Annotated in this window: 17 protein-coding genes and 1 tRNA gene; 11 read left to right on the forward strand and 7 right to left on the reverse strand. The window is 64.7% G+C overall.

The features are described 5' to 3' along the window. Positions 1–3 precede the first annotated feature (3 nt). From GS424_RS17285 to GS424_RS17295, 3 genes are all read right to left on the reverse strand, one after another. A complete protein-coding gene (locus GS424_RS17285; RefSeq protein ID WP_160940907.1) occupies positions 4–1,332 on the reverse strand; it encodes an N-6 DNA methylase in 1,329 nt (442 codons plus the stop codon). A 28-nt stretch (positions 1,333–1,360) separates the two neighbouring features. After that, on the reverse strand, positions 1,361–2,878 hold the full coding sequence (locus GS424_RS17290) for a helix-turn-helix transcriptional regulator (protein ID WP_160940906.1): 1,518 nt from the start codon (positions 2,876–2,878) through the stop codon (positions 1,361–1,363). Between the two features lie 120 nt (positions 2,879–2,998). Then, complete coding sequence (locus GS424_RS17295) at positions 2,999–4,741, reverse strand: FAD-binding protein (RefSeq protein WP_160941080.1); 1,743 nt, start codon at positions 4,739–4,741, stop codon at positions 2,999–3,001. Positions 4,742–4,960: 219 nt separating this feature from the next. Here GS424_RS17295 and GS424_RS17300 point away from each other — a divergent pair. Together GS424_RS17300 and GS424_RS17305 are read left to right on the forward strand one after the other, a co-directional pair. Further along, positions 4,961–5,036 (forward strand) — tRNA-Thr (locus GS424_RS17300). A 136-nt stretch (positions 5,037–5,172) separates the two neighbouring features. Beyond that, the gene (locus GS424_RS17305; RefSeq protein WP_160940905.1) at positions 5,173–6,015 is read left to right on the forward strand and encodes a stress response protein nst1; all 843 of its coding nucleotides are present in this window, start codon (positions 5,173–5,175) and stop codon (positions 6,013–6,015) included. On the opposite strand, the gene GS424_RS17310 is transcribed toward GS424_RS17305, so the two are convergent. Both GS424_RS17310 and GS424_RS17315 read right to left on the reverse strand, forming a co-directional pair. Then, positions 5,939–7,828 (reverse strand): putative bifunctional diguanylate cyclase/phosphodiesterase, encoded by a 1,890-nt coding sequence (locus GS424_RS17310; protein ID WP_160940904.1) that lies wholly within the window; start codon positions 7,826–7,828, stop codon positions 5,939–5,941. The two genes, GS424_RS17305 and GS424_RS17310, sit on opposite strands and share 77 nt — an antisense overlap. Then, positions 7,825–9,186 (reverse strand): GGDEF domain-containing protein, encoded by a 1,362-nt coding sequence (locus tag GS424_RS17315; protein WP_160940903.1) that lies wholly within the window; start codon positions 9,184–9,186, stop codon positions 7,825–7,827. The genes GS424_RS17310 and GS424_RS17315 overlap by 4 nt, the downstream gene beginning before the upstream one ends. A 298-nt stretch (positions 9,187–9,484) precedes the next feature. On the opposite strand from GS424_RS17315, the gene GS424_RS17320 reads away from it, so the two are divergent. The 7 genes from GS424_RS17320 to GS424_RS17350 all read left to right on the forward strand — a co-directional run bounded on the left by GS424_RS17320 (position 9,485) and on the right by GS424_RS17350 (position 16,108). Next, entirely contained in the window at positions 9,485–9,970 is a 486-nt protein-coding gene (locus GS424_RS17320) for a universal stress protein (RefSeq protein WP_154332522.1), read from the forward strand. 145 nt (positions 9,971–10,115) lie between these two features. Continuing rightward, entirely contained in the window at positions 10,116–10,829 is a 714-nt protein-coding gene (locus tag GS424_RS17325) for a response regulator transcription factor (RefSeq protein WP_244977612.1), read from the forward strand. Next, positions 10,817–12,439 carry a sensor histidine kinase gene (locus GS424_RS17330; protein WP_160940901.1) on the forward strand — a complete coding sequence of 541 codons (1,623 nt, stop codon included), beginning with the start codon at positions 10,817–10,819 and terminating at the stop codon, positions 12,437–12,439. Before GS424_RS17325 ends, GS424_RS17330 begins: the two co-directional genes overlap by 13 nt. Positions 12,440–12,510: 71 nt before the next feature. Further along, on the forward strand, positions 12,511–13,317 hold the full coding sequence (locus tag GS424_RS17335) for a TVP38/TMEM64 family protein (protein ID WP_160940900.1): 807 nt from the start codon (positions 12,511–12,513) through the stop codon (positions 13,315–13,317). Positions 13,318–13,417: 100 nt separating this feature from the next. Then, the gene (gene uvsE / locus GS424_RS17340) at positions 13,418–14,680 is read left to right on the forward strand and encodes a UV DNA damage repair endonuclease UvsE (RefSeq protein ID WP_160940899.1); all 1,263 of its coding nucleotides are present in this window, start codon (positions 13,418–13,420) and stop codon (positions 14,678–14,680) included. 137 nt (positions 14,681–14,817) lie between these two features. After that, positions 14,818–15,210 carry a demethoxyubiquinone hydroxylase family protein gene (locus tag GS424_RS17345; protein WP_244977613.1) on the forward strand — a complete coding sequence of 131 codons (393 nt, stop codon included), beginning with the start codon at positions 14,818–14,820 and terminating at the stop codon, positions 15,208–15,210. Positions 15,211–15,295: 85 nt separating this feature from the next. Continuing rightward, positions 15,296–16,108: a family 1 encapsulin nanocompartment shell protein gene (locus GS424_RS17350; protein ID WP_154332525.1), complete on the forward strand. Its 813-nt coding sequence runs from the start codon at positions 15,296–15,298 to the stop codon at positions 16,106–16,108. A 93-nt stretch (positions 16,109–16,201) separates the two neighbouring features. Here the strand turns inward: GS424_RS17350 and GS424_RS17355 are convergent, their stop codons facing one another. Both GS424_RS17355 and GS424_RS17360 read right to left on the reverse strand, forming a co-directional pair. Beyond that, complete coding sequence (locus tag GS424_RS17355) at positions 16,202–17,929, reverse strand: ABC1 kinase family protein (RefSeq protein ID WP_160940898.1); 1,728 nt, start codon at positions 17,927–17,929, stop codon at positions 16,202–16,204. 486 nt (positions 17,930–18,415) lie between these two features. Then, on the reverse strand, positions 18,416–20,071 hold the full coding sequence (locus tag GS424_RS17360; RefSeq protein WP_244977614.1) for an FAD-dependent oxidoreductase: 1,656 nt from the start codon (positions 20,069–20,071) through the stop codon (positions 18,416–18,418). A 190-nt stretch (positions 20,072–20,261) separates the two neighbouring features. On the opposite strand from GS424_RS17360, the gene GS424_RS17365 reads away from it, so the two are divergent. Both GS424_RS17365 and GS424_RS17370 read left to right on the forward strand, forming a co-directional pair. Then, positions 20,262–21,719: a helix-turn-helix transcriptional regulator gene (locus tag GS424_RS17365; protein ID WP_160940897.1), complete on the forward strand. Its 1,458-nt coding sequence runs from the start codon at positions 20,262–20,264 to the stop codon at positions 21,717–21,719. Between the two features lie 50 nt (positions 21,720–21,769). Further along, positions 21,770–22,726 carry a DMT family transporter gene (locus GS424_RS17370; protein ID WP_160940896.1) on the forward strand — a complete coding sequence of 319 codons (957 nt, stop codon included), beginning with the start codon at positions 21,770–21,772 and terminating at the stop codon, positions 22,724–22,726. The last annotated feature ends 638 nt before the right edge of the window (positions 22,727–23,364 follow it).

Genomic DNA, 23,364 nt, shown 5'->3' on the forward strand with positions numbered 1-23,364 from the left:
GAGCTACCCTGTTGCGATGTAGGCCCACGGCGCGAGCACATGGCCACGAGCTTCGATTTCCGACGGAGAGACGCTGCGGCAAAAATCGGGCACGTCGCTAAACTCAGCAGCACCGACCCAATCCGCATACGCGCGAGCGATACGCTCGACCGTTTCGGGAGACAGGCAGCGCGTAGGGTAGCCCGAAGGGTCGGTTCCGCAACGCTCTCCCCGTTCGCGCGCGTTAACGAACAGGATGTCACCCGATCGGCGGCCCTTCTTCATCACGACGAACGACGAAGGAGGACGACCGTCTTCGAAGATGCCGCCCGGCAGCGAGATAACCGCCTCGATCAGCCCGCTGCTCGCCCACGCGGCTCGAGCCTTCTTCTCCCTCCCGGATTCGGTATGCAAAGCCGCATCGCAGAGCAGCAAAAGAGCAGTCCCGCCCTCCGCCATACAGGAAATCGTTTGCTGGATCCAAGCGTAGTTCGCTTTGTTGCGCGGCGGCAGACCAAGCATCCATCGGTTGTCGCTCTCGCTCACGGCGCAACTCGACCATAGCCCCTGGTTGGGCGGTGGAAAGCACACGCACATCCGATGCTTTCCCAACGAAGCGGGATCGGCGAGGTCGAAGGTGGACGCCACCACGTCGAAAAAATCCTCGCCTTCAACGTGAATGGATTCGAGCACCTTATCTGCCACATCCAAAGCGTTGCACATGCGCTCGCACTGGAGGGCAGGAGTGGATTCAGCGCATGCAACCGTCGGGGCGGAGACGATGCGGTCCACCGCATGCACGGAACCCATCCACGCATCGAGCAGTCGGGTAGCCAGATCGGAGGCTCCTTCCACCTCGCACGCCCCCATGGTTTCGACGAACAACCTTCGCATGCGCTCCTCGGGCCAGGGAATAATCGCACCGCGCAAGGAGCCAAGCTCCACAACGCGTGAGGCGTTCGTCCCCGTCGCCAACCGACCAGCATCGAGTGCCGAGAGAATCCGCTGAAGATATTCGAAATCGCCAGCTTGCGGAAAGACCACGTGATACATATCCGATACCGCATAGCTCCCAAAAGCAGGAATGACGAGCAGCTTTCCTTTCCGCGTGGCTATCGCCCCCATCGCCCCAACCAGCAAAGCCGGCCTCTCGTATCCGTAGTCGTCGAAGCCAGCCTTATCGTACCCACGTCGATACAGCGGATACGGGCCTTTGCGAAGATGCTCGGAATACGCAGACAACGAAACGCGCCCTTCGTCGGTCACTTCCGCGCAAGCGCGGAGGTGGCGTAAAGGCAATCCCTCCTCGCACAACGAGAAAAGACGTTCGCACGCGATCTCTCGCTCTTTCATCCTCGACCTCCTCGAACCTGCTTGAACATCACGCGTCTTTCTCGATCTCATTCAACAGCTCAACGAGTTCGCGACGATTGTGAACATCCATCTTTGCATAGAGATTTTTCAGATGCGTCTTCACGGTATTGACCGATATCGTCAGAATCTTTGCGATATCAGCCGCGTTGTATCCGGCCAACAGGAGTACCGCCGCGTCGATCTCGCGATCCGTCAGTTTGTATTTCGCTCGATACACTGGATTGCCGCGCAACTCATCTTCAGTCACGTTCGCAACCGATATAACGACTCGACGCACAGGGTCGTCGCCCCCTCCACCGTCCTCGGAAAGCTTGGCGGGCTCCATCACGCCTCCGCTTTTCGCAGCTTGACGGAAAAACAGCCCCGACGAAATAGCAGCAAGCGCCAGCACGTACAGGATAATGACCGAGACGATGAGTATCCCGATGGCATCCATGCCGTTATTTTCGGCGATCAGCATACACACCATGCGACCGAACTGAATGGCGAAGTACATGGCGCCGCAAATGATCCCGCCGACGAAAAGAGGATTCCTCCAGAATCCACTCACCGCTTTCAAAGCCGTCATGATCATGCACATCGACACCAACGCGAACGCTATGTTGTCAACCGCGTACAAAATGGTCTGCACTTCCACGCTTTGAACCGAAGAAAGCACACCGCACGTTGCCATGACCACAAGCAACGCGGAATAGATGCCGTAGTAGCTGTTCTTCGCGCCCGAAAACTTGCCCGTAGCCCAAAAAACAAACGCGCCACCGATGTAGCCAACGGAGAAAAGGGATCGCACAGCCGATTGAGGCAAGAACCCTTCAAGGGAGATGACGCGCTGCGCGCCGCACACGAAAGCGATCGCAACCAAGCACAACAGCGATCGACGCTCGAGAAAAAGCCACGACCAGAACCGCCGACCATCGTCCAATCGCCCGCCCTCAGCACGATCGCGCTCGCGGGCTTTCTCTTCAACCCGTTCGGTCACCACGCCTAAACAGTAGTAGGTAAGCGCACAGCACGCTGCAACGACAACAGAAAGCACGCTGAACAGCATCACCGTATCCGGCAGCAACCCGACACCGAGCAGGATAACGCCCGACAGCATCGTACTCGCAACCATCACGCGCACCACTTCGCCCGTCGTCAAACGCGCATACACGACAAACCAGCAGAGAAAGCAGGCTCCCTGACCCGCGCCGAACAAGGCTCCGGCGACAACGGAAAGCCAAAGCGGAAGACCCACGCCGATAGCCTGATACAAGGTAAGCGCGTATCCGGCCACCAACAGAACCAACGCCGCATGAGGAACAATCTTTTCAGCGACGCTCCTCCTCCAGAAGGAGAGCATTGCCGCAAACACCAAGCAACACACCTGGCCGATTTCTGCAGCATGCGCATAGTACGAGAACGTCACCTGCACGTTCTCACCAAAGAACAACAGGTTCACACGCCCCGTAAACAGACCGAAGAACACAAGGAGCAATGCGTATCCCCATACGATCGCTCTGAAATAGCGGTTGCCCTCCTTCACGGCGCATCCCCTCCGCTCGCACCTCTACGAGGAAACGGCGAATCGGAAACCAACCGTGGCTTCCGATTCATCCGCTCACCGACCTTGATTATGCCACGCTTTATGACGATCTCCCTGAGACTACTTCTCAGCGAGCTCCTTTCCGAGCAAGTACGGGAAGGTAATGCACGTCATTCCAAGATTCTGTCCGGGAACGCGGAAGTTGTAGAACGTCCCGAAGGTGTCGCCCATCATCGACCCAACGTTGTACAAACCCTCGATGGGCTTATTGTCCTCGTCGCACACTTCGCAATCGGGCGAGGTGCGCAACCCTCCGAGCACGCAAAGGAACTGAGCGGGGCCCAGTTGGTTATACTGCCCGTAGAACGGGCCCTTTTCGATAGGAATCAGGTAATCCTTGCTTTTGTGATACTCGGAATCAAGACCCGCCGCCACGTCATTGTTGTAACGATCAATAGCAGCCTTCGCGGCATCGACGTCGATGCCTCCCTGCTCTGAAAGAGCTTTGAGAACCTCTTCGACCGTATCGCCCTTCACGTACGTTTTCTCCTTCACGCCCGCTTCGAATTCCGCAGCCTTTTCCTCAGCCGTCACAGGGGTGACGCCAAGACCATCCATGTTGTTGCCCAGGCCTTCCCACGTATCGAACCGATAAGCGAATTCGGAATCCCAAACCGCGAATACCTTCTTCTCAGTCTGGCCACTGATCGCGTAGCCTGCATAGACCGAGGTAGTGTCCTCGTTGACGAAGCGCTGGCCTTCGACGTTCAGCAGAATGCCTGGATGGTTTTGATCGGAGCACGGCGCAGGGAAGCCGTACCAGCCGATCATCGGTGCGCTTGGCGTCGTATTCTGCCATGCGGCGCCCACCCATAAACCCATTTTTTGGCCATCGCCCGGCATCAACCCGCCGAATTGGAATTCGGCATCGTAGTCGCCCGCGCTCTCTGCAACGTAATCGGCGAAAGCGTTGCAGTACTTGGCCATCATGTCGGGGTCGCCCGAAAAATCACCGGTCGCCATGACGACGGCTTTCGTACCGACGTACTTGACATAATCTCCGTCTACGTTTGTGGCAACCACCGCACTCACACGCCCCGTATTCTCATGCTCGCGAACGAGATACTCGGCTTTCGTGTTGTACGTGATGGAGCCACCGTTGTCGAGAATGTAGCGCTCGAGCGTTGCCGTAAGCAGCGGCTCACCGTCGTTGGCGCTGTTCTCGATCTCCGGACCGTAGAAGTTATGTGCGCCCGAGGGGATGGAAAACGTCCCATTCGGATCATGATACGGCAGCTCGAGCGTTGTCGTATACCCCGCCTTGTCCATAATGTCGGTAACCCAGTCCATAGCTTCCCCGGAACCGTTGATCCACTTCCACCATTTGCGCGAATCCATGCGATACCCCTGGCGCGCAATTTCGTTGTTGAAGTAAGCCGCTGAGGTTTCGGGAGTGTAGTCAAGCCCGAGCCGCGCCTGCGTCTTGGTTCCTACCGCATGATTTGAACCGCCGCGCGAGACGGCCTTTGTTCCGGCCGAAAAAAGCGTGCAATGCCCTCCGTGGCCCACGATGGAAGCCGCAGCGACGAGACCCGAAACACCTGAGCCGATCACGATAACGTCATCGGTTATCGTCTCTTTGATTTGACTCTCGTCCACGTGCTCGGGAGGAACCTCGAAGCTCCATGTTAGGCTTTCGTATTCAGTGGCCGTCATAGGTTGCGCTCCGTTTGCCGACTCAGATACGGTTGACGAAGTTTGCTGAGGAGCGCAACCGCCCAACATCGCCCCCGTCGCCGTAGCCGCTCCTGCCACCAATGCGCCCTTGAGAAAACTCCTGCGATCATATGCTGCCATGCTCATGGTTTCCCTCCTTTGATCTTCCGGCGCACACGCGCCGTTCGTCTCCCCAGTGTAGAAAGGAGGCATCGGAAGCCTTCACACCAAGTGGGTGAGATTTCCCCGAACACCTTTTTCCCGATTCGACCACCCCCGCGAGGAGTCTCTTTTCTCGTAAAACCCCTTGCGGGAGTGCGGGGGTTCCGATATACTGCTTACTCGCGCTTCGCTTAGAAGCCGTATGCCAACGTGGCTCAGCTGGTAGAGCAACGCACTCGTAATGCGTAGGTCAGCGGTTCGAATCCGCTCGTTGGCTCCACGAACAAGATCAGGCCGCCAGGGAAACCCGGCGGCCTGTTTCTTTTCTCACCATCCCCCTCCGCCTCCTTTACGCTTCCGCGACTGGGCGCGGCGCGATGCTAGTATCGGCCGAAACTCGACTGAAGGAGCGCGCCATGAAGCCGTACTACGAGGGCTGGTACATGAAGCAGCAGCGGGGCGACGACGTGCTGGCCGTCATACCGGGACGCGCGCAGGATTCGGCGTTCGTTCAGGTGGTCACGAACCGCGGGTCGCGCTTCGTGCCGTACCCGCTTGAGGCGTTCCACCACGAAGGCGACACCATGCGCGTGGGCGCCAACCTGTTCACGCCGTACGGCATGTACCTGCACATCAGCGAGCCGGACTTCGAGCTGACGGGCACCGTGCGCTACTACAACCTGCTGCCGCTGCGCTCCGACATCATGGGCCCGTTCGCGCACCTCCCGATGGAGACGAAGCACACGGTGTTCAGCATGCGCCACCTGGTGTCGGGGTCAGTCTGCCTCAACGGCGCCACGATGGAACTGCACGACGGGCTGGGCTACATGGAGGGCGACCGGGGCCACACGTTTCCCAGCAGCTACTTCTGGGTGCAGTGCCTCGACCCGCAGCGCGACGCGTCGCTCATGCTGGCCATCGCCGAGATACCGTTGGGCCCGATCCGCTTCACCGGCTGCATCGGCGTGGTCACCCTCGGCGCGAAGGAGTACCGCTTCGCCACGTATCGCGGGGTGCACATCGTGGAGCACACGCCCACGATCGCCGACGTGCGGCAAGGCGACATGAGCCTGCGGGTGGAAGTGCTCGACGATCGCGGGCACGCGCTGCAAGCGCCCGCCCAGGGCCTGATGGACCGCACGATCCACGAGAGCCCGGCCGTGCCGGCGCATTTCAGCTTCGTCAAGCGCGGCGAAACGCTGCTGGAAGGGACAAGCTCCCAAACAAGCTACGAGTTCGTTCCTCCAGCTTCGGCATAGGAATTAGACGCCCCCCCCCCGTGGCGAATTTTTCGCGGAATTGATCAAGCGGCAGCGGTCGCGAGTACACGTACCCCTGGCCCACGTCGCAGCCCAGCTCGTGCAGCATGGCCACCTGCTCCCAAGTTTCCACGCCCTCGCACACCGTCGTCAACCCCAGGTCGTTGGCCATGTCCACCACGCCCTTGAGCACCGCGCGCGTGCGCCCCGTCTCCGCGTCCTCGTACAGGAAGCCGCGGTCGATTTTCAGCACGTCGATGGGAAGCTTCCGCAGCAGGTTGAGCGACGAGTACCCCGTGCCGAAGTCGTCCATCGCCAGGCGGAACCCGCATCGCTTAAGCGAGATGAGCTTGTCGATGACCGCGTCCTCGTTCACGACGAACGCGCTTTCCGTGACCTCGATCTCGATGCATGCGCGCGGCACATGCGCGCCGTCCACGATGCGCACCAGCCGCTCCTCGAAGCCCTCGCGCAGCACGGTGACGCGCGAGAAGTTCACCGACACCACGAGCGCCTCGTCGCCGTCGGGCGGCATGAGCGGATAGCATTGGCACACGCGCGTGAGCATGAAGAAGTCCAGCTGCACGATGAAACCGTTCTTCTCGAACACGGGGATGAACTCGTCGGGCGGCAGGAAGCCCATGTCCTCGGACTCCCAGCGGCACAGCGCCTCCGCGCCGACGAGCGACCCGTCGGCAAGATCGTTCTTCGGCTGCAGGTACAGCAGGAACTCGTGCTGGGACAGCGCGTAGTCCATGCGCTGCTCGATGCGATTCTTCTGCTCCACGCCCGCGCGAAACGCGTCGTCGAAATAGGCCACCTTGCCGGAATCGCCCGCGCCCTTCAGCACGGCGATGGCGTTGCTGACGGCTGCGGGGATGGTGCCGGTCGCCTTCGTCATCGCGCACACGCCGCATCCGAACGACAGCATGTTCGCGAAGTGCAGATCCGGGGCCTCGCGCAGTTTTTCCTCGATGACCTCGCACAGCCGCTCCACCCGATTCGGCTCGGCGCGCAGCAGCAGCACGAAGTGATCGGCGTTCGCATGAGCGGCCAGCTCGTTGCGCCCGCACGCGCCGTCGAGCAGGCGCGCCAGCGTGACGATGAGCCGATCGCCCACATCGTAGCCGTACGACTCGTTCACGTAGCGGAAGTTCGAGACGTTCGTGTACACCACGAGAAACGCGCCGTCCTCGGCGCCGGCCGCCACTTCCGCCGCCTGCTCCTCGAACGCCAGCATGTTCTTGCGGTTCGTCAGCGAGTCGACGAAGTACGCGGCACGCAGCTTGGCGATTCGGTCGTTGCGCATGAACAGCATGATGGTGGCTGCCAGCAGGAACAGCGCCGCGCAGATGATACCCATGAGCAGGAAGTCGTGCTCGGCGCGCGTCTGCGCCGCCATCACCATCTTGTCGGCCAGCTCGAAATGCGTCTCGCTGAGCGCGAGCAGCGTCTCCTTCGAGCCGGCTCCCTGGTCGATGCGGTCGATCTCGTCGAGGATCAGGCCCCACTGACGCTCGACCGCCTCGATGCTGAGCATGTAGTCGCTGGTTTCCGACCCCTTGAAGGGACGCGCCTCTTCGCCCTGCTTGAGCTCCGTCAGCAGCATCGACACGCGCGCTTCGGTCTTGTCGGCGTGCTCGCCTTCCAGCTCCATCTTCACGACGCGCTGCGTGCCGCCGCGCACCACGCCGGAGTCGTTGATGATGCCCGCGAAACTGCGCACCTGCATCAAGAACGCGATGAGCATGATCGCGCCGAGCACCCACAGCACGACGACGATCAGACCTCTTCCCGACACCTTCCGCTTCACGCGAAACCACCCGCTTCGCCGCCGGGGCCATGTCCTCGAGCGGTGCGGTGATACCACCGCTTCTGCTCGTACATCAGTCGATCGGCGCGAATCACCAGGTCGCCCGGCGCTTCCTGATCATCGCTCCACGACGAGCCCACCGATATGGTCAGCGACCCGTCGGATTCGGCCAGTTCGCTCAGCCGGCGCACGCGCTCGTCGAACTCCTCCTTCGTCGCATCCACGCAGAACGCCACGAACTCGTCGCCGCCGATGCGGTACGCATCGCGGGGGAACAGGTCGCGCACCAGCTGGCCCGCGCGCCGGATCATCGCGTCGCCGAAGGAGTGGCCGCGCGTGTCGTTCTCCAGCTTGAGATCGTTGATGTCGGCGAACACGACGCCGAACGTCTGGGGACGCTGGTCCACCAAGCTCACCAGGCGTTCGATGTAGCTGTTGCGATTGCCCACCCCGGTGAGCCCGTCGGTGTGCGACAGCTCGCCCAACCGGCTGAGCAGCCGGCGCTTCTCCAGATCGTTCTGCACGAAGTAGGTGAGCGAGCGCAGCAGGCCCGCTTCGTCGATGTTGCGATGCGGGTTGTCGATGCCCAGCATGCCGCTCATGATGCCGCCGCCCTCGTACAGCGGCGCGACCAGCAGGTCGGTGATGCCCTGCGGGGCGAGGACCTCGTATTCCATCGAATCGTGATCGACCGTGTGCTCCAGGTCGACGATGCGCACCATGCCCACCTCGTCGAAGAGGTCGGTCCAACGCTGAAATTCGGACAGCGGCACGTTCTGAACGAAGTCGATCTGCGGCTCTATCCCGTCGGCGCACCACTCCACCGTGTTGGAGACCAGCGTGGCGTTCAACGACGACTCCAGCAGATAGGCTCGGTCGGCATCGTAGAACTCGCCGATGATGCGCAGCAGGTCGTTCAGCCCGTCGCCGCCGCTCGCGTCGCTCGAGAGCATCTGGGCGCACTGCACGAGCGTTTTCTCGACGGCGAGACGCGCCTCGAGGCTGCGGCGTTCCTCCACTTCAAGCGTGGAATCGTTCGCGATTTGCAGCCGCACCAGGCCATCGCCGATGTCGACGAGCTTGTCGCGGCAGAGGAAATGGCGGTCGAGCCGCTCGTCGTAGCGGCCGTAGCTCAGCTCGCCTTCGGACGAGAGCTTTTGCATCGTGCAGAACGGGCAGGGCTCGCTTCGGCCGTGCAGCGCGCGGTAACAAAGCTGCCCGTGGTAATCGCCCTCGGGACGGTAGAGGGCGAGGGAGGCGCGGTTGAGGTACACGAGCTCGTACGAATCGGGGTCGCACGCGTAAATCGCGCTCTGGCTTTCCTCGCAAAAGAGTGCCGCAATATCACGATCGTCCATCGTGTCCTCGTATCTGTTCGTCTCCCCCGGCGTCCTCGACGCGTCCGGGGGACGCATCGGCAGCCCAGTCTCGTAGGAGAACATACGCGTTTGATCATACCAGTCAAACGCCGGTTCTTCAATGCGCCCATCAGGGTAAATGCAATCGGAATTGGCTTGACTTTCACATATTTCTATGTCCCCGGAAAAGGTGACAACCCGGTGCCAGTCGCCCGCGAGCGCACCGCGCGGCGGCCCCGTTTCGCGCGCGGCTGGTATACTGGACGCATCGAGCGGCCTTCGCGAGAGAGGATGCACCATGCTGTACGACAACATCATGATTCCCTACGACGGATCGGCTTCCGCCCGGGCAGCGCTTTCCGAAGCGGTGCGGTTCGCGAAGGACGACCCCGGCCTGACGCTGCGCATCGTGCAGATCATCGACACCGACCAGCTTGCCATCGACAAGCTGGAAGCCGAAGGCCGCGACGAGCAGACCGTGGCGTCGTCGGCGACGCTCCAGAAAACCTACGAGGAAGTCACCGAGGAAGCGAGCAAAGCCCTGCATCGCGAAATCGATCCGCTGCTGACCGGGCTCATGAACAAGGTGTACATCGAGCTTTTGCAGGAGACGCAGCCGGGCGGGCAGATCGTAACGTACGCCATCGACAACCTGTGCGACCTCATCGTCATGGGCTCGCGCGGGCTGGGCGCGCTGCGCGGCATCCTGGGAAGCGTCAGCAGCTACGTGCTGCGCAACGCCGACGTGCCGGTGCTCATCGTCAAGGAAGGCACGAACGAGTAGCGGCCGCTTGAAGGCAGCCGCTTGAAGGCGGCGGCAGGACGGACGGCATGCCGGCCCCGCTCGGGCGCGTTGATGGTTTCTTGACATTCTCATGCTATGCTTCGCCCCGTGTGCGACAAGGCGAATGCGAAGGAGCGAAGCGAACGTGAGCGGACAGGAAGCTGCAGCGATCGAGCGGGGCGGCGAAGCCACGCTGCTCGTGGTCGACGACGAACCCGAGATCGTCGCGCTGCTGGACGAGTACTTCACGGGGCTGGGCTATCGCGTGCTCACCGCCGGGGACGGCGCGTCCGCGCTCAAGCGCGCCGAGCAGAACCCCGACCTCATCGTGCTGGACGTGGGCATGCCGCTCATGGACGGCTACGCCGTGTGCCGCCGCCTGCGCGAGCACCTCACCTGCCCCATCCTGTTTCTCACGGCGCGCGTCGAAGACGTCGACGCGCTGGAGGGCTTCGAGGCCGGCGCCGACGACTACGTGCTGAAACCGTTCTCGCTGGCCGTGCTGGGCGCGCGCGTGAAAGCGCACCTCGCCCGCGACAACCGCCACCACGTGCGCGCCGAGGTGCGCTTCGACGGCGACATCGCCATCGACTACCGCTCCCGCACCGTGACGGTAGCGGGGCGGCCCGTGGACCTCACGCGCCGCGAGTTCGACATCGTTGCGTTCCTGTCGAAACATCCCGGCCAGGTGTTCGAACGCGACCGCATCCACGAGCGCGTGGGCGGCTGGGAGAACGAGAGCGACTCGCAGGTGGTGACCGAGCACATCCGGCGCATCCGCAAGAAGCTGACCGCGGCAGGCGCCGCGCCCGACCCGGTCGAAACCGTGTGGGGCATGGGGTACCGGTGGCGCGCGTGAGCGGCGGGCGCCTCGACGCGCTGCGCGCACGGTGGCACAACGTGTCGCTCAAAACCTCGTTCATGGTGTACATGCTGGGGTTCCTGCTGCTGGCGCTGGTGATGTCGACCGTGACGGCCGGCATGTTCAGCGCGTTGCAGCACAGCGCGACCGAGGACGCGTACGAGTCGGGGCTGTACCTCTACGACGCGCAGAACGAGGTGCTCGTTCCCGCACGCGCCGTGGACATCGACGAGAACGGCAGCAGCGTGTTCGTCCAAACCGTGCGCGGCGACGTGAGCGAGATGCCGCTCGTGGACCTGTCGTCGCTCGTCGAGATCACCGATGCGAGCGACTACCAGTACGCGGCGGGCACGTACCTGTACGGCTCGGCCAGCGACGAGGACGGCGCCCTCAGCATCGAGACGCCCGAAACGTCGGGATTGCCCGAGCTGCCCGAAGACGCCGAGCTCACGCCCGCCGAGCTGCCCGCCTACGACGCGCTGGCGCGCGAGCGCTTCGACGCCTGGCTGGTCGCCAACCCCGACAGCCCCTACGCGTCGTTCTTCGGCGGCGACGGCCAGGACGGCGACACCGTCGGGCTGCTCACGTCCGCGGTGGGCTACTACTTGAACACGCCCCCTTCCGAGGGGGCGCAAGCGCTGTCCACCCTGTTCGGGCTGCTGACGTTCCTCATGTTCCCCCTGTGGTTCGGCCTGTGCATCTTCGCGGCGGCGCGGCGCTTCTTCGGCAAGCGCCTCGAACCCGGGTTCGCCGTGCTCGACCGGGCGGCGAAGAACATCGCCGAGCAGAACCTCGAGTTCTCGGTATCGTACGACCGCGACGACGAGCTGGGGCACCTTGCCACGTCGTTCGAGGCCATGCGGGCGTCACTGGCCGAGTCGCAGCGCGCGCTGTGGCGCACGGCCGAGGAGCGCAAGCGCCTGAACGCGGCGTTCGCCCACGACCTGCGCACGCCGCTCACCATCCTCAAGGGCAAGATCGAACTGCTCGAGGCGCACGTGCAGGCCGGCGACGCGCCCGCCGAGCGCCTGGCGGCCTCCGTCGCCTCGCTGGCCGCGCAGGCGGAGCGCCTCGAGCGCTACGTCCAGGCCATGAGCGGGCTGCAGAAGCTGGAGGATCGCGCCGTCGTCGCGCGCCCGGCCGCGTTCGACGAGGTGGCCGACATGATCGACGATGCGGGCGCGGGGCTTGCCGCGTGCGGCGACCGCGCGTTCGCGCTGTCGGTCAGCGTGCGCTGCGACCGCGAACGGCCCGCGCTGTGCGTGGATCAGAGCATCGTCGGGGAAGTGGCCGAAAACCTGTTGAACAACGCCATGCGCTACGCATCGTCGCAGGTGGACGCTCGTATCGACGTGCGGGACGGCGCGCTCGTGCTCATCGTGGAGGACGACGGGCCGGGCTTCACGCCCACGGCGCTCGAGCGCGGATGCGCGCCCTTCTTCAGCGAGGTTCCCTCGGCCGAGCATTTCGGGTTGGGGCTGAACATCGCGTCGCTCATGTGCGAGAAGCACGGCGGCGACCTTGCGTTGCAGAACCGCGAGGAGGGCGGCGCGCGGGTGGTCGCGCGGTTCTCCTTGGGTTTGTGCGAGAGCGTAGACAGCCGGTAGACATTTGCTCCGTACCATCGGAAGCGTACCGAACGCACCCGAGAAAACGCACCCGAGAAACGGAGCATCCCATGGAAGACGTCGCCTCCCTGCGCGGCCAACACGCACCTCTCGGCGAGGCCGCCGAGCAGCGCCACGCCCCCGCCGACGGGGAGCGGCGATCGCTCGTCAAGAAGCGCGTCGCCGTGATCGTCGGGCTGCTGGCGCTGACGGCGGGGCTGGGCGCGCTCTGCATCGCCTACGGCCCCGAGCTGCTGGCGTTCGTCGCCGACGCGCCGCGCTTCCGCGCATGGGTGGACGAGACGGGATGGCTGAGTCGCGTCGTCTTCGTGCTGGCCAACATGGCGCAGGTGGTGTTCGCGTTCCTGCCCGGCGAGCCGCTTGAGCTGGGCGCGGGCTACGCGTTCGGCGCGCTCGAGGGCACGCTGTGGTGCCTCGTGGCCAGCGCGCTGGGAACGGCGGTGGTCATGGTGCTCGTGCGCTCGTTCGGTGCGCGCGTCGTCGGCCTGTTCTTCTCGCCCGAGAAGATCACCTCGATGCGCTGGCTGCGCGACTCGCGCCGCTTCGAGCTGTTGCTGTTCCTGTGCTTCCTCATTCCCGGCACGCCAAAAGACCTGCTCACCTACGTGGCGGGCCTGGGTTCGAGCTCCATCGGACGCATCGTCGCGCTGACCACGGTGGGGCGCATCCCCTCCATCGTCTCGTCCACGCTGGCGGCCGGCGCGTTCGGCGACGGCAACTACCTGGGCGCGGCGCTCGTGGCCGTGCTGACCGCGGTGCTGGCCGCGGTGGGCGTGGTGGCGTACCGGAAGCTGGTGAAGCGCAGCGCCGAAGACGCGGACGCGGGCGAGGCGGCCGGTTCGGGCGAGGCGGCGTAGCCGTCACGGGATCGTGCTTCGACGGTGGCCTGCGCGCATCCCGCCTCTTCCGACGCTCGCGTATGATGGAGCGGACGGATCGGACGGGAAAGGAGGCATCGTGAGCATCGGCTACGCATCGAAGACGCTGGCGGTGCCTGCGGCGCGCATGCAGTCGGTGGTGCAGCGGCTCGCCACGCCCGAGCGCCTGGCCCAGGTCATCGACGGCAACCTGCGCGCGCTCGACGCCGCGCTGGACTACCAGGCGAAGAACGGCATCCGCCTGTTCCGCATCAGCTCGGACGCGATCCCTTTCGGATCGAGCCCCGTGAACGCGCTCGACTGGGTGCACGATTTCGAGCCGCAGCTGGCGGCGCTCGGGCGCAAGGCGCGGCGCCATCGCATCCGGCTGAGCATGCATCCCGGGCAGTACACGGTGCTGAACTCGCCCGATGCCGACGTGGTTGAGCGCGCGAAGCTCGACCTGGCGTATCACGCGGCGTTCCTCGACGCGCTTGAGCTGGACGCGACCGCCAAGATCGTCCTGCACGTGGGCGGCGCGTACGGCGACAAGCCGCGCGCGCTCGAACGGTTCGCCAACGCGTACGGCGCGCTTCCCTCCGCGGTGCGCCGACGGCTCGTCATCGAGAACGACGATCGGCTGTTCACCGCCCAGGACGCGCTCGCGCTCAGCCGCGCCACCGGGGCGCCCGTGGTGTTCGACATCCTCCACCACGAGCTGAATCACGAGCCCGGTGCGCCGGATTGGCGTACGCTGCTGGACGAGGCGGCCGCCACCTGGGGCCCCGAGGACGGCGTGCAGAAGATGCACTACGCGCAGCAAGCTCCCGGCCGCAGGCTGGGAAGCCACACCGACACGATCGCGCTCGAACCCTTCCTCGCATTCTACCGGGAGCTGGCGGAACATCGCGGCGCCGCAGGCATCGGCATGCCCGACATCATGCTGGAGGTGAAGGACAAGAACCTCTCGGCCCTCAAGTGCATCCTGTGTACGAGCGAACGCAGCCGCTTCGCCGAACTCGAGCGCGAATGGGCGCGCTACAAGTACGCCGTGCTCGAGCACGACCAGGCCGCTTACCTGGCCTTGCGCGCGCTGCTCAAGGACAAGCGCACGTGGCCGGCCATCCCGTTCTACGAGACCGTCGAACGCGCGCTCGCCACGCCCGTGGACCCCGGGTCGTTCCGCAACGCCGCGCAGCACGTGTGGGGCTACGTGTCCGACCACGCCACCCCGCGCGAGCGGGTGTCGTTCGAGCGCCTGCTGGAACGCGACGATCGGCAGGCCGCGAAGCGCAAACTCCGCGTCCTCGCCGAGAAATACGATCAGGAATACCTGCTGGAATCCTACTATTTCACGCGGTGAACCCCGACTCGCGCGCCCTGTTCGGCCCTTCTCTAACGTGTAGTTATTGAGAACTATTATCAATAATAACCCTATCGTTACACCGCAAACCTGATAAACGGAGTATCATATCGGGCAGGAGAAGAGCATCGACCATCATGATGAAAGAGAGGGACCCCATGCCCAGTTTCCCCAACCCCTTTGCAGGCAACGTCGATCGCAAGATGACGAACGCCGAGCTCATGCAGGCGCTTCGCATCGACATCGCCGGCGAGCTTGAAGCCATCTTCCTGTACGACGCCCACTACCAGGCCACCGACGACCCGGCCGCCAAGGCCGTGCTCGCCGACATCCGCGACGAGGAGAAGGCCCACATGGGCGAGCTCATCACGCTGATGCGCCACCTCGACCCCACGGAGACGGAGTTCTTCCTCGAGGGCGAAGGCGAAGTGCAGGAGAAGCTGGCCGAGCTCGGCATCAAGACCGACGGCGAGATCGCCCCGGCACCCTCCGAGCCCGCCCCCGCCCCCACCGTGGGCGACCTGTCCTAACCGTTTCCGCTGATGACGTACGAATGTTTCACGTGAAACATTCGTACGCATCGCATGTGCCATCTTCCTCAGAAAGGAGTCCCGCATGGACTACCTCGCTCGCGAATCAGCCGACCTTTCGGTCGAGCTGTGGAACCGCATTGACAGCACCGTGGTGGGCACGGCCCGCAATCAGCTAACTTGCCGCCGCTTCCTCAAGGTGTTCGGCCCGCTGGGCGCCGGCGTGACCACCGTGGCCGTCGACGGCGTGAACAAGGAAGAGGTGCTCGAGGACGGCATCGGCCGCATCGTCGGCCGCACGCAGCTTGAGCTGCCGCTGTTCTACGAGGACTTCACCCTGCTCAGCCGCGACATGGAGTACGCCGCCCAGACCGGCTACCCGCTCGACCTGTCCGTGGCCATCGCCGCCGCGAAGAAGGCGTCGCGCCGCGAAGACGACCTCATCCTCAACGGCAGCAAGACCCTCGGCGCCGACGGCCTGCTCACCGTGAAGGGCTCGACCAAGATCAAGAAGGGCGACTGGTCCCAAGGCGAGAACAGCTTCGCCGACGTCACCTCCGGCGTGGCGCAGCTGGCCAAGACCGGCTACCTCGGCCGCTACGCGCTCGTGGTGTCGCCCGACCTGTTCCTCGACCTGCAGCGTCTGCAGCCGAACACCGGCCTGCTGGAAATCGACCGCATCAAGAAGCTCATCGGCGACAACGTCTACATGACCAGCGTCATGGGCCCCGGCAAGGCCGTGCTCGTGTGCGCCGAGCCCGAGTACCTCGACCTCGCCATCGGCCTGGATCTGTCGGTGGGCTACCTGGAGCTCGCGAACTTCAACCACACGTTCCGCATCATGGAAACGGCCGCCCTGCGCATCAAGGACCCCGCCTCCATCGTGGTGTTCGCGTAAGCGCCCCAGCGTTCCAAGCACCAAGCACAAGCACCAAGCACCCCAGGAGCCGGCATCGCGCCGGCTCCACGATTATATAGAGAAGAGATCGCCCTAGCCCACCTTCTCCTCGTTCTTTTGGCGGTGGCGGATGAGGAGGTTGCGCCAGACCACGTAGGCTCCCAGGACGAAGGCGCCCAGGTAGCCCAGCACGCCGAGCAGGGGGACGCCCAGCAGCTGGGGATGCATGTTCGTGGTGGCCAGCAGGCTTGAGCCGATGAAGAGGCCGGCGGAGATGAGCGCCATGGCCACGGTGCCGCTGACGGAGTAGAGCGCGGCGATGGCGTCGTTGGGGATGCCGAGGTCGGCCCCGACGCGGATCTGGCCGCGATTCACCATGTCGAGGGTGTGAGACGTTTGGGTGGGCAGGTGCACCGCGGCTTCGGCCGACGATAGGGCGCTTGAGGCAAGTTCGCGCGCTTTCGTCTCGAACGACGCCCACGTGCGCGCGCGTTTTTTCACATGCTCGCTGATGATGTCGATAACGCTGGTGTCGGGCGCGATGTCCACGAGCACGCCTTCGATGGTGACCATGCCGCGCGCCAGCAGCGTGAACGACGGCGGCAGGGCCAGGTTCTGCGACCGCAGCACGCCGAACACGTCCATGAGCGCCGATCCCACGTTGATGTCGGCCAGGTTCACCGTGGTGTACGACACCAGCAGGTTGCCCAGCTGGCTGAGCAGGCGCCCGTGGTCGACGGGCCCTTCCGCGCGCGCGGCGCCCAGCAGCGCTTCCATGAGCGCGTAAGCGTCGTTCTCGGCCACCGCGCGAAACATGCGCCCGATGAGCGCGCGCTCGAGTGCCGACAGCTCGCCCACCATGCCGAGGTCGATCCACACGATATCGTCGCCGCGCACGAGGATGTTGCCGGGATGCGGGTCGGCGTGGAAGAAGCCGTTGTCCACGATCTGCGTCACGTAGCTTTCGGCGAGGCGCTGGCCCAGCTTCGCCGGATCGATCCCCCGCTGCCGCAGGGCGCGAACGTCGTTGATCATGGGGCCTTCGACGAAGTCCATGACCAGCACGTCGTCCGAGCTCATGTGCGGGTACGGTCGCGGGCTTTCCACGCCGGGCTGGTCGCTGAGGAACTGGCGGAACCGCACGAGGTTGTGCTGCTCGATGCAGAAATCGAGTTCCTGGTGCGTGGTGCGCTCGAGCTCGGCGACCAGGTCGTCGAGGGAGAGTTTGATGCCGTCGGTCGCGCGCGTCAGGCCCACGAGCGCGACGGCCTGGCGGATGAGCGCCAGATCCTGCGTCATCTGCTCGACCACGTTCGGACGGCGCACCTTGATGGCCACGTACGACCCCGGGGACGGGGCGTCGGGCGGCAGCGGCGCGGCCGAGGTGCCGGAACCCGCCTCCGCATCGCCCACCGCGTGCGGCGCGATGCACGCCTTGTGCACCTGCGCGATGGAGGCCGATCCCAGCGGCTGCTCCTCGATGCACGAGAACGTCTCCTGCCACGGATGCCCGAGCGACGCTTCGATGGTGGAGACGACCGTGGAGAACGGCATGGGCGGCACGTCGGCGCGCAGGCGCTTGAACGCGTCGGCGTACGCGGGAGGGATGACGTCGCTGCGATTCGCCGCGATCTGCCCCATCTTCACGAACGTGGGGCCGAGGTCCTCCAGCAAGCTGGTGGCCTCCTGCGGCGTGAGGCCCGACAGCACGCGATGGTGCCGCAGGATGCGCTCGATCTCGCGCAGCCGCTTTCCCGAGCCCGAACCCTTGTCGCGCCGCGCTTCCACGGCCACCTGCGCCACCTCTTTGAGCGTGGGCATGCCGCACCTCCTCGATCACCGTCTTCGACGGCCCAGCGTACCACGCTGTCGCCGCATGCGCGCCACGGTCGCCGAGCGGTCACCGAGCAGATGGCGAATCGACACGCCGAGGGAACAGGGGCTGAGCACGCGACAACCGGTCGCCCCGAGGCCCCAATTGTGGCAAAAATATTGAGGTAGGTAAATATTAGTCGAGGTTTACTCCAAGAAAAGAGCCCTGCAAAAAATTTGATCAGGCATTATGCGAAGAGACTCTAGCGAGATGGTCGTTTTCCAGCGCAATTGATTTACCTACCTCGAAATTCTTGCCAAGTTTCGCGCCTCGGACCAACCTGCATCGCGAATAGCGACCGCCCCGGCTTGCGCAAGCCGGGGCGGCGAAATGCAGGGGACGCGACGCGGAGGGAGGGGAAGCGCTCGCGTCCCAGCGAGTTGGTTGGTCGATCGGCGCCGCGCCCGCACGGAGCGCGGTGCCGCAAGCGCGCCTTACGCGTCGATCGTTTCGACGGCGTACTGGCCGGCCAGGCGGCCGCCGCAGTAGGCGCACATGAGCGAGTATCCTTCGTAGTCGCAGTACGGGGCGCTCATGAGCGTGCCGTTGTCGGCGCCGGCCACGTACAGGCCGGGGATGGCCGCGCCCTCGCCGTCGATGGCCTGCAAGCGGTCGTTCGTGCGGATGCCGCCGATGGTCACCCACGCGCTGGGCTCGTACTGGAAGGCGTAGAACGGCCCGGTGGTCACCGGCTGCAGGAAGCAGGCCGGCTTGTAGAACTGCTCGTCCTTGCCGTCGGCGCAGTAGCCGTTGTACTCCTCGAGCGTCTCCACCAGCTCGGGCGCGTCGATGGCCTCGGCCAATGCCTCGATGCTGTCGGCCTTGAAGGCCCAGCCCGCGTCCACGGCCTCGTCGATGCTGCCCTGCACGTTCTCCAGCGGCTTGTCCTTGAGCGTCATCATGCCCGTGCGCCAGTTCACCTCGTCGGCGCCGCACAACGTCCACGCGTCGGTGCCCGCGTTCAGGCCGTCGACGTACGCCTGGTCGACCACCGCGTAATACGTGCCGCCCACAAGCGAGATCGCTCCGCCCAGCGCCAGCGGCAGGTTCGCGAACTTGCCCTCGTTCGAGAAGCGGCGGCCCTGGTTGTTCACGAGCAGCGTGCCGTAGATGCCGATGGTGAACGCGGCGCTCTTGCGGTCGTACAGGCCGTCGGCCTTCTGGTTGGATCCGGTGAACTCGTTGCCCGCGATGCCCCACTGCGTGGACAGCTGGCCGCCCGCGGCCTGCACCATGTCGATGCCCTCGCCCACGGACAGCACGTTGCCCAGCGGGTTCACGAAGGTGCCGAACTTCTCGCGCATCATGTCGACGTTGCCCAGGAAGCCGCCCGTGGCAACGATGACCGCCTTCGCCTTCACGTCGGTCACGCCGTCGCCCTCGCACTGCACGCCCGTGCACGTGCCGTCCTCCATGATGAGACGCTTGCCCGCCGTGTTGAACAGGAACTCGCCGCCCTTGCTTTCCACGAACTCCTGCAGCGGCTTCATGCGCTCCTCGCCGCGCACCTGCGCGTCGGTGTCGCCCTGGAAGTTCGCACGCACGGAGGCGTGGCCCGCGCCGTAGTTGTCGGGGCGCATGCCCGTGGGCACGCCGAAGTCGTCGGTGAACTGGTCGACCGTCTCGCCCGAGATGGCGACGGCCGCCTTGACGGCCGCAGCGTTCGTGGACCAGTGGGCGTACTCCATGATATGGTTGAACGCCTCTTCCACCGTGAACTCGACGCCGGCTTCCTGCTGCAGCTTCGAACCCACCATGAAGGGGCCGCCCGCCAGCGAGCCGTTCGCCACGCCTACGTTGCCGCCCTTCTCGATGACGACGACGCTCTTGCCCGCACGCACGGCCTCGACCGCGGCCCACAGGCCCGCGCCGCCCGCGCCTACGATGGCGATGTCACATTCCTTCGTCTGGTCGGCGGTCTGCATCGTGGATGCTGCCGCATCGTCGCTCTTCGCGTCGGCGTTCGCGCTGCTCGCCGGCTGCGGGGCGCAGCCGGCGAGGGCCGCCGCGCCGCCGAGAGCCGCAACGCCGCCCAGGGTCAGGAAGCTTCGACGGGACAGTCCGCTGTTCGCGCTCTTCAACATGCTCATGTGCGTTCCCTCCTAGAGAAATCTTCTGCGCCCGTTCGCTCGAACCGGCGCGGCGCCCTCCCAAGGCGCTGGGGCAAGCATGCCCCGCGCCAGGCGGTTTGTCGCGGGTGAACTGCCGCGAGCAGGGGTGAATCCGCATTCACCCCTGCGTTCACCCCTGGTACAATGGCACGACGAACAGGAGGTTTCGATGAAGTCAAGCGATGTGGTGCGCGCGCTGGCACCCGCGGATCAGGCCGGCGACGACGAGCCGTTGTCCGCGCTGATGTATCCGCTGCGGTTCTTGGGGATGGGCCTGCTTATCGCCTGGCTGTGCTGCACGCACGTCGCGACCATCTTCCCGGGAGACGCATTCGTTCCCGCGCTGCGCACGGCATTCGACACGGGCATGCGCATCGGCGACATCGGCACGTTCCTCGTGTTCGCGCTGCTCGCGCCGCGCATCGGTCGGCTGAGCCGGCACAAGGCGTTTTCGTGGACGGCGGTTGCGCTCACGGCGATCGGCACGGCGGCCGTGGGCCTCGTGCTCATCCCCGGCGAGGCGAGCGAAGCGCTCATCGTCCCCGCCAGCATCGTTGCCGCCGTGGGCGGCGCGGTGCTGTTCTGCCTGTGGGCCGAGGCCTACAGCCAGATGGGAGCCACGCGCACGCTCATATACGGCGCGTTGTCCTGCTTCGCGGCGGCTGCGGTGTCGTTCGTCATCTCCACGATGGAGACGCCGTTCGGCGTGATCGCAACCGCGATCCTGCCCCTCGCGTCGCTCGCGTGCGCGCACCTGAGCTTTCGCCTGCTGCCAGTCGAGCGCGCCGTGGCGAAAGGCGTGCGCTACCCCATCCCCTGGAAGCTCATCGTCATCATGGCCATCGCCGGCCTGCTATCCAGCTTCTCGGGCGCGTTCCTCTCGGCAACGGAGTACGTCGGGGCCATCCATCGCGTTGCGGCCACCGGCATCGTGGGCGTCGTCATCCTCGTGATGGCCGTCGCGAAGCGCGACCGCTTCGACGCGCGCTTCCTGGCGAAGGTGGGGCTGCCGGTTTCCATCGTCGCGTTCGCCATCATCCCCTTTGTCGCCCCCATGCAGGGCTACGTCGTGTCGGTGCTCATGCGGTTCGCCTACGTGTGGTTCACGTTCTTCGTGCTGCTCATGCTGGCGAACATATGCTACCGTTTCGAAGTTCCCAGCCTGCGACTGTTCGCCATCGCGCGCGCGTCGAGCGAGGCCGCGCTGTTCGCGGGCATCATGGCGCGCCGCGCCCTGTGGCAGACCGACCTGCTGGCCGACCCGATGTCGCTCGTGGGATTCGCGCTGGCGGGCATCGTGTTGGTGCTGGTGTGCGTGGTCATCTGGATGAGCGAGAAGTCCGTGAATGGCGACTGGGGCGCGTCGGGGCTGTCGCTGGCCGACCGGCTGCACGTGCCGGGACCGCGCGAGCGGTTCATGACGCGCTGCGACGATCTGGCCGCGCGCTACGAGCTGACCGCCCGCGAAGCCGAGATCATGGGGTTGATCGCGCAGCGAAAGAGCCGCGCTGAGATCGAGCAGGAGCTGTTCCTGTCGCAGAACACGGTGAAGACGCACGTGCGACACCTGTACGCGAAGCTGGGCGCGCATTCCAAAACCGACGTCATCGCGCTGTTCGAGGAGTAAGCGCACATCGCAGGGGCGGGGCGGCTGCGCGCGTGCTATGATGCTGCGCTATGGCTCGCATCGTGAAACATACCCCTCGCTCGCTTTGGACGTACAAAGCGTTCCTCCTGGTGGCAGCTGCCATTTGGGGGCTGGGCACCGTCGTGATCAAATCGACGGTGGACGAGTTCCCGCCCGCATGGCTCGTGGGCGTGCGCTTCACGGCGGCCGGGATCATCCTGGGCGTCGTCATGCTGCCGCGGTTCAGGCGCGCGCTCGACGTCGACCACCTGAAAAAAGGTGCCATCCTGGGCGTGTTCCTGTTCCTGTCGTACTGGGCGAACTCGACGGGGCTCACCGACACCACCGCCTCGAACAGCTCGTTTCTCACGTCGCTGTACTGCGTGATCATCCCGTTCTTGGGATGGGCGCTGCGCGGGCCGCGCCCGACGCGCTTCAACATCGCCGCCGCGCTCGTGTGCGTGGCCGGCGTGGGCTGCGTGTCGTTCGCGGGGCTGTCGGGATTCTCGCTGCGCTTCGGCGACCTGATCACGCTGCTGTCGGCGTTCTTCCTCAGCCTGCACGTGCTGTACACGGCGAAGTACGCGCGCGGCCGCGACATGACGCTGCTCACCGTCGTGCAGTTCCTGGTGGCCGGCGTGCTGGGCTTCGCGGCCGGGCTCGCGTTCGAGCCGATGCCCGCGTTCGCCAGCTTGGGACTGGACACCTGGATGAGCCTGGGATACCTGGCCGTGTTCGCCTCGTGCATCGCGCTGCTGCTGCAGAACTTCGCGGTGGCCCACGTCGACCCCGCGCCCGCGTCGCTGTTCCTGGCCACCGAGTCGGTGTTCGGCGTGACGTTCTCCGTGCTGTTCCTGGGCGAGATCCTCACCGGGCCGCTGTTCGCCGGCTTCGCCCTCATCTTCGCCGGCATCGTGATCAGCGAATACCTCCCCCTGCGCGCCGAGAAGAAGCGCCAGGGAGCAGAAATCCTCTCGATCGAAGACGACCCCGAGCGGGAAACGTAGCCCCCTCCCCGTCGCTGCGGCCCATCCGGCTGCCGGACGCGCCGCGGTGCCCCCTTCGCCAAGCGCCCTTCGCCGAGCACTCTCCCCTCGGATGTTTCACATGAAACATCCGACGTTGCGCGATGCCGCCGTCGAGCGATGTTGGAAACCCGCTAGATTTCGCGGCGAAGCGCGTAAGAACCGCGCCGGATCCGGAAGCAACCCGCGGGGGATCCGCGTTCGGAGCGCGTAAGATTCGCGCAAGATCGAGAAAGTTCTACGCTGGAAACGCGCCATCGGCGCGTAAGACGGGCTCGTTATAATGGGAAGTACGAACCCGCCAGGCGGGGAGGATAGCACCCTCTTTACGTCCAATTCCGATTCTAGACAACGGAAGGGGGTGTCCTCTATGGATGGTATTGTCTTTGATCTTACCGGAGTCATCTTGCAGGTTCTCGGCCTGATAGCCGCTTTCGGCAGCTTGGCGGTCGGGGCGGCCTCGCTCGCATTACAAGCGCGGTCGAAAGATGAACCCCGGTCGTCCCCTAGGGACGAACCGGGACAACAATAACATCCGAACCGCCGAAGCGAGTCCGAGAGCCGTGGGGAGTTAGCAGCTCCCTGCGGCTCGCCTGTATTATATACGCTGCACCAGCCAG

It is taken from the genome of Eggerthella guodeyinii, assembly GCF_009834925.2.
Lineage (GTDB): Bacteria > Actinomycetota > Coriobacteriia > Coriobacteriales > Eggerthellaceae > Eggerthella > Eggerthella guodeyinii.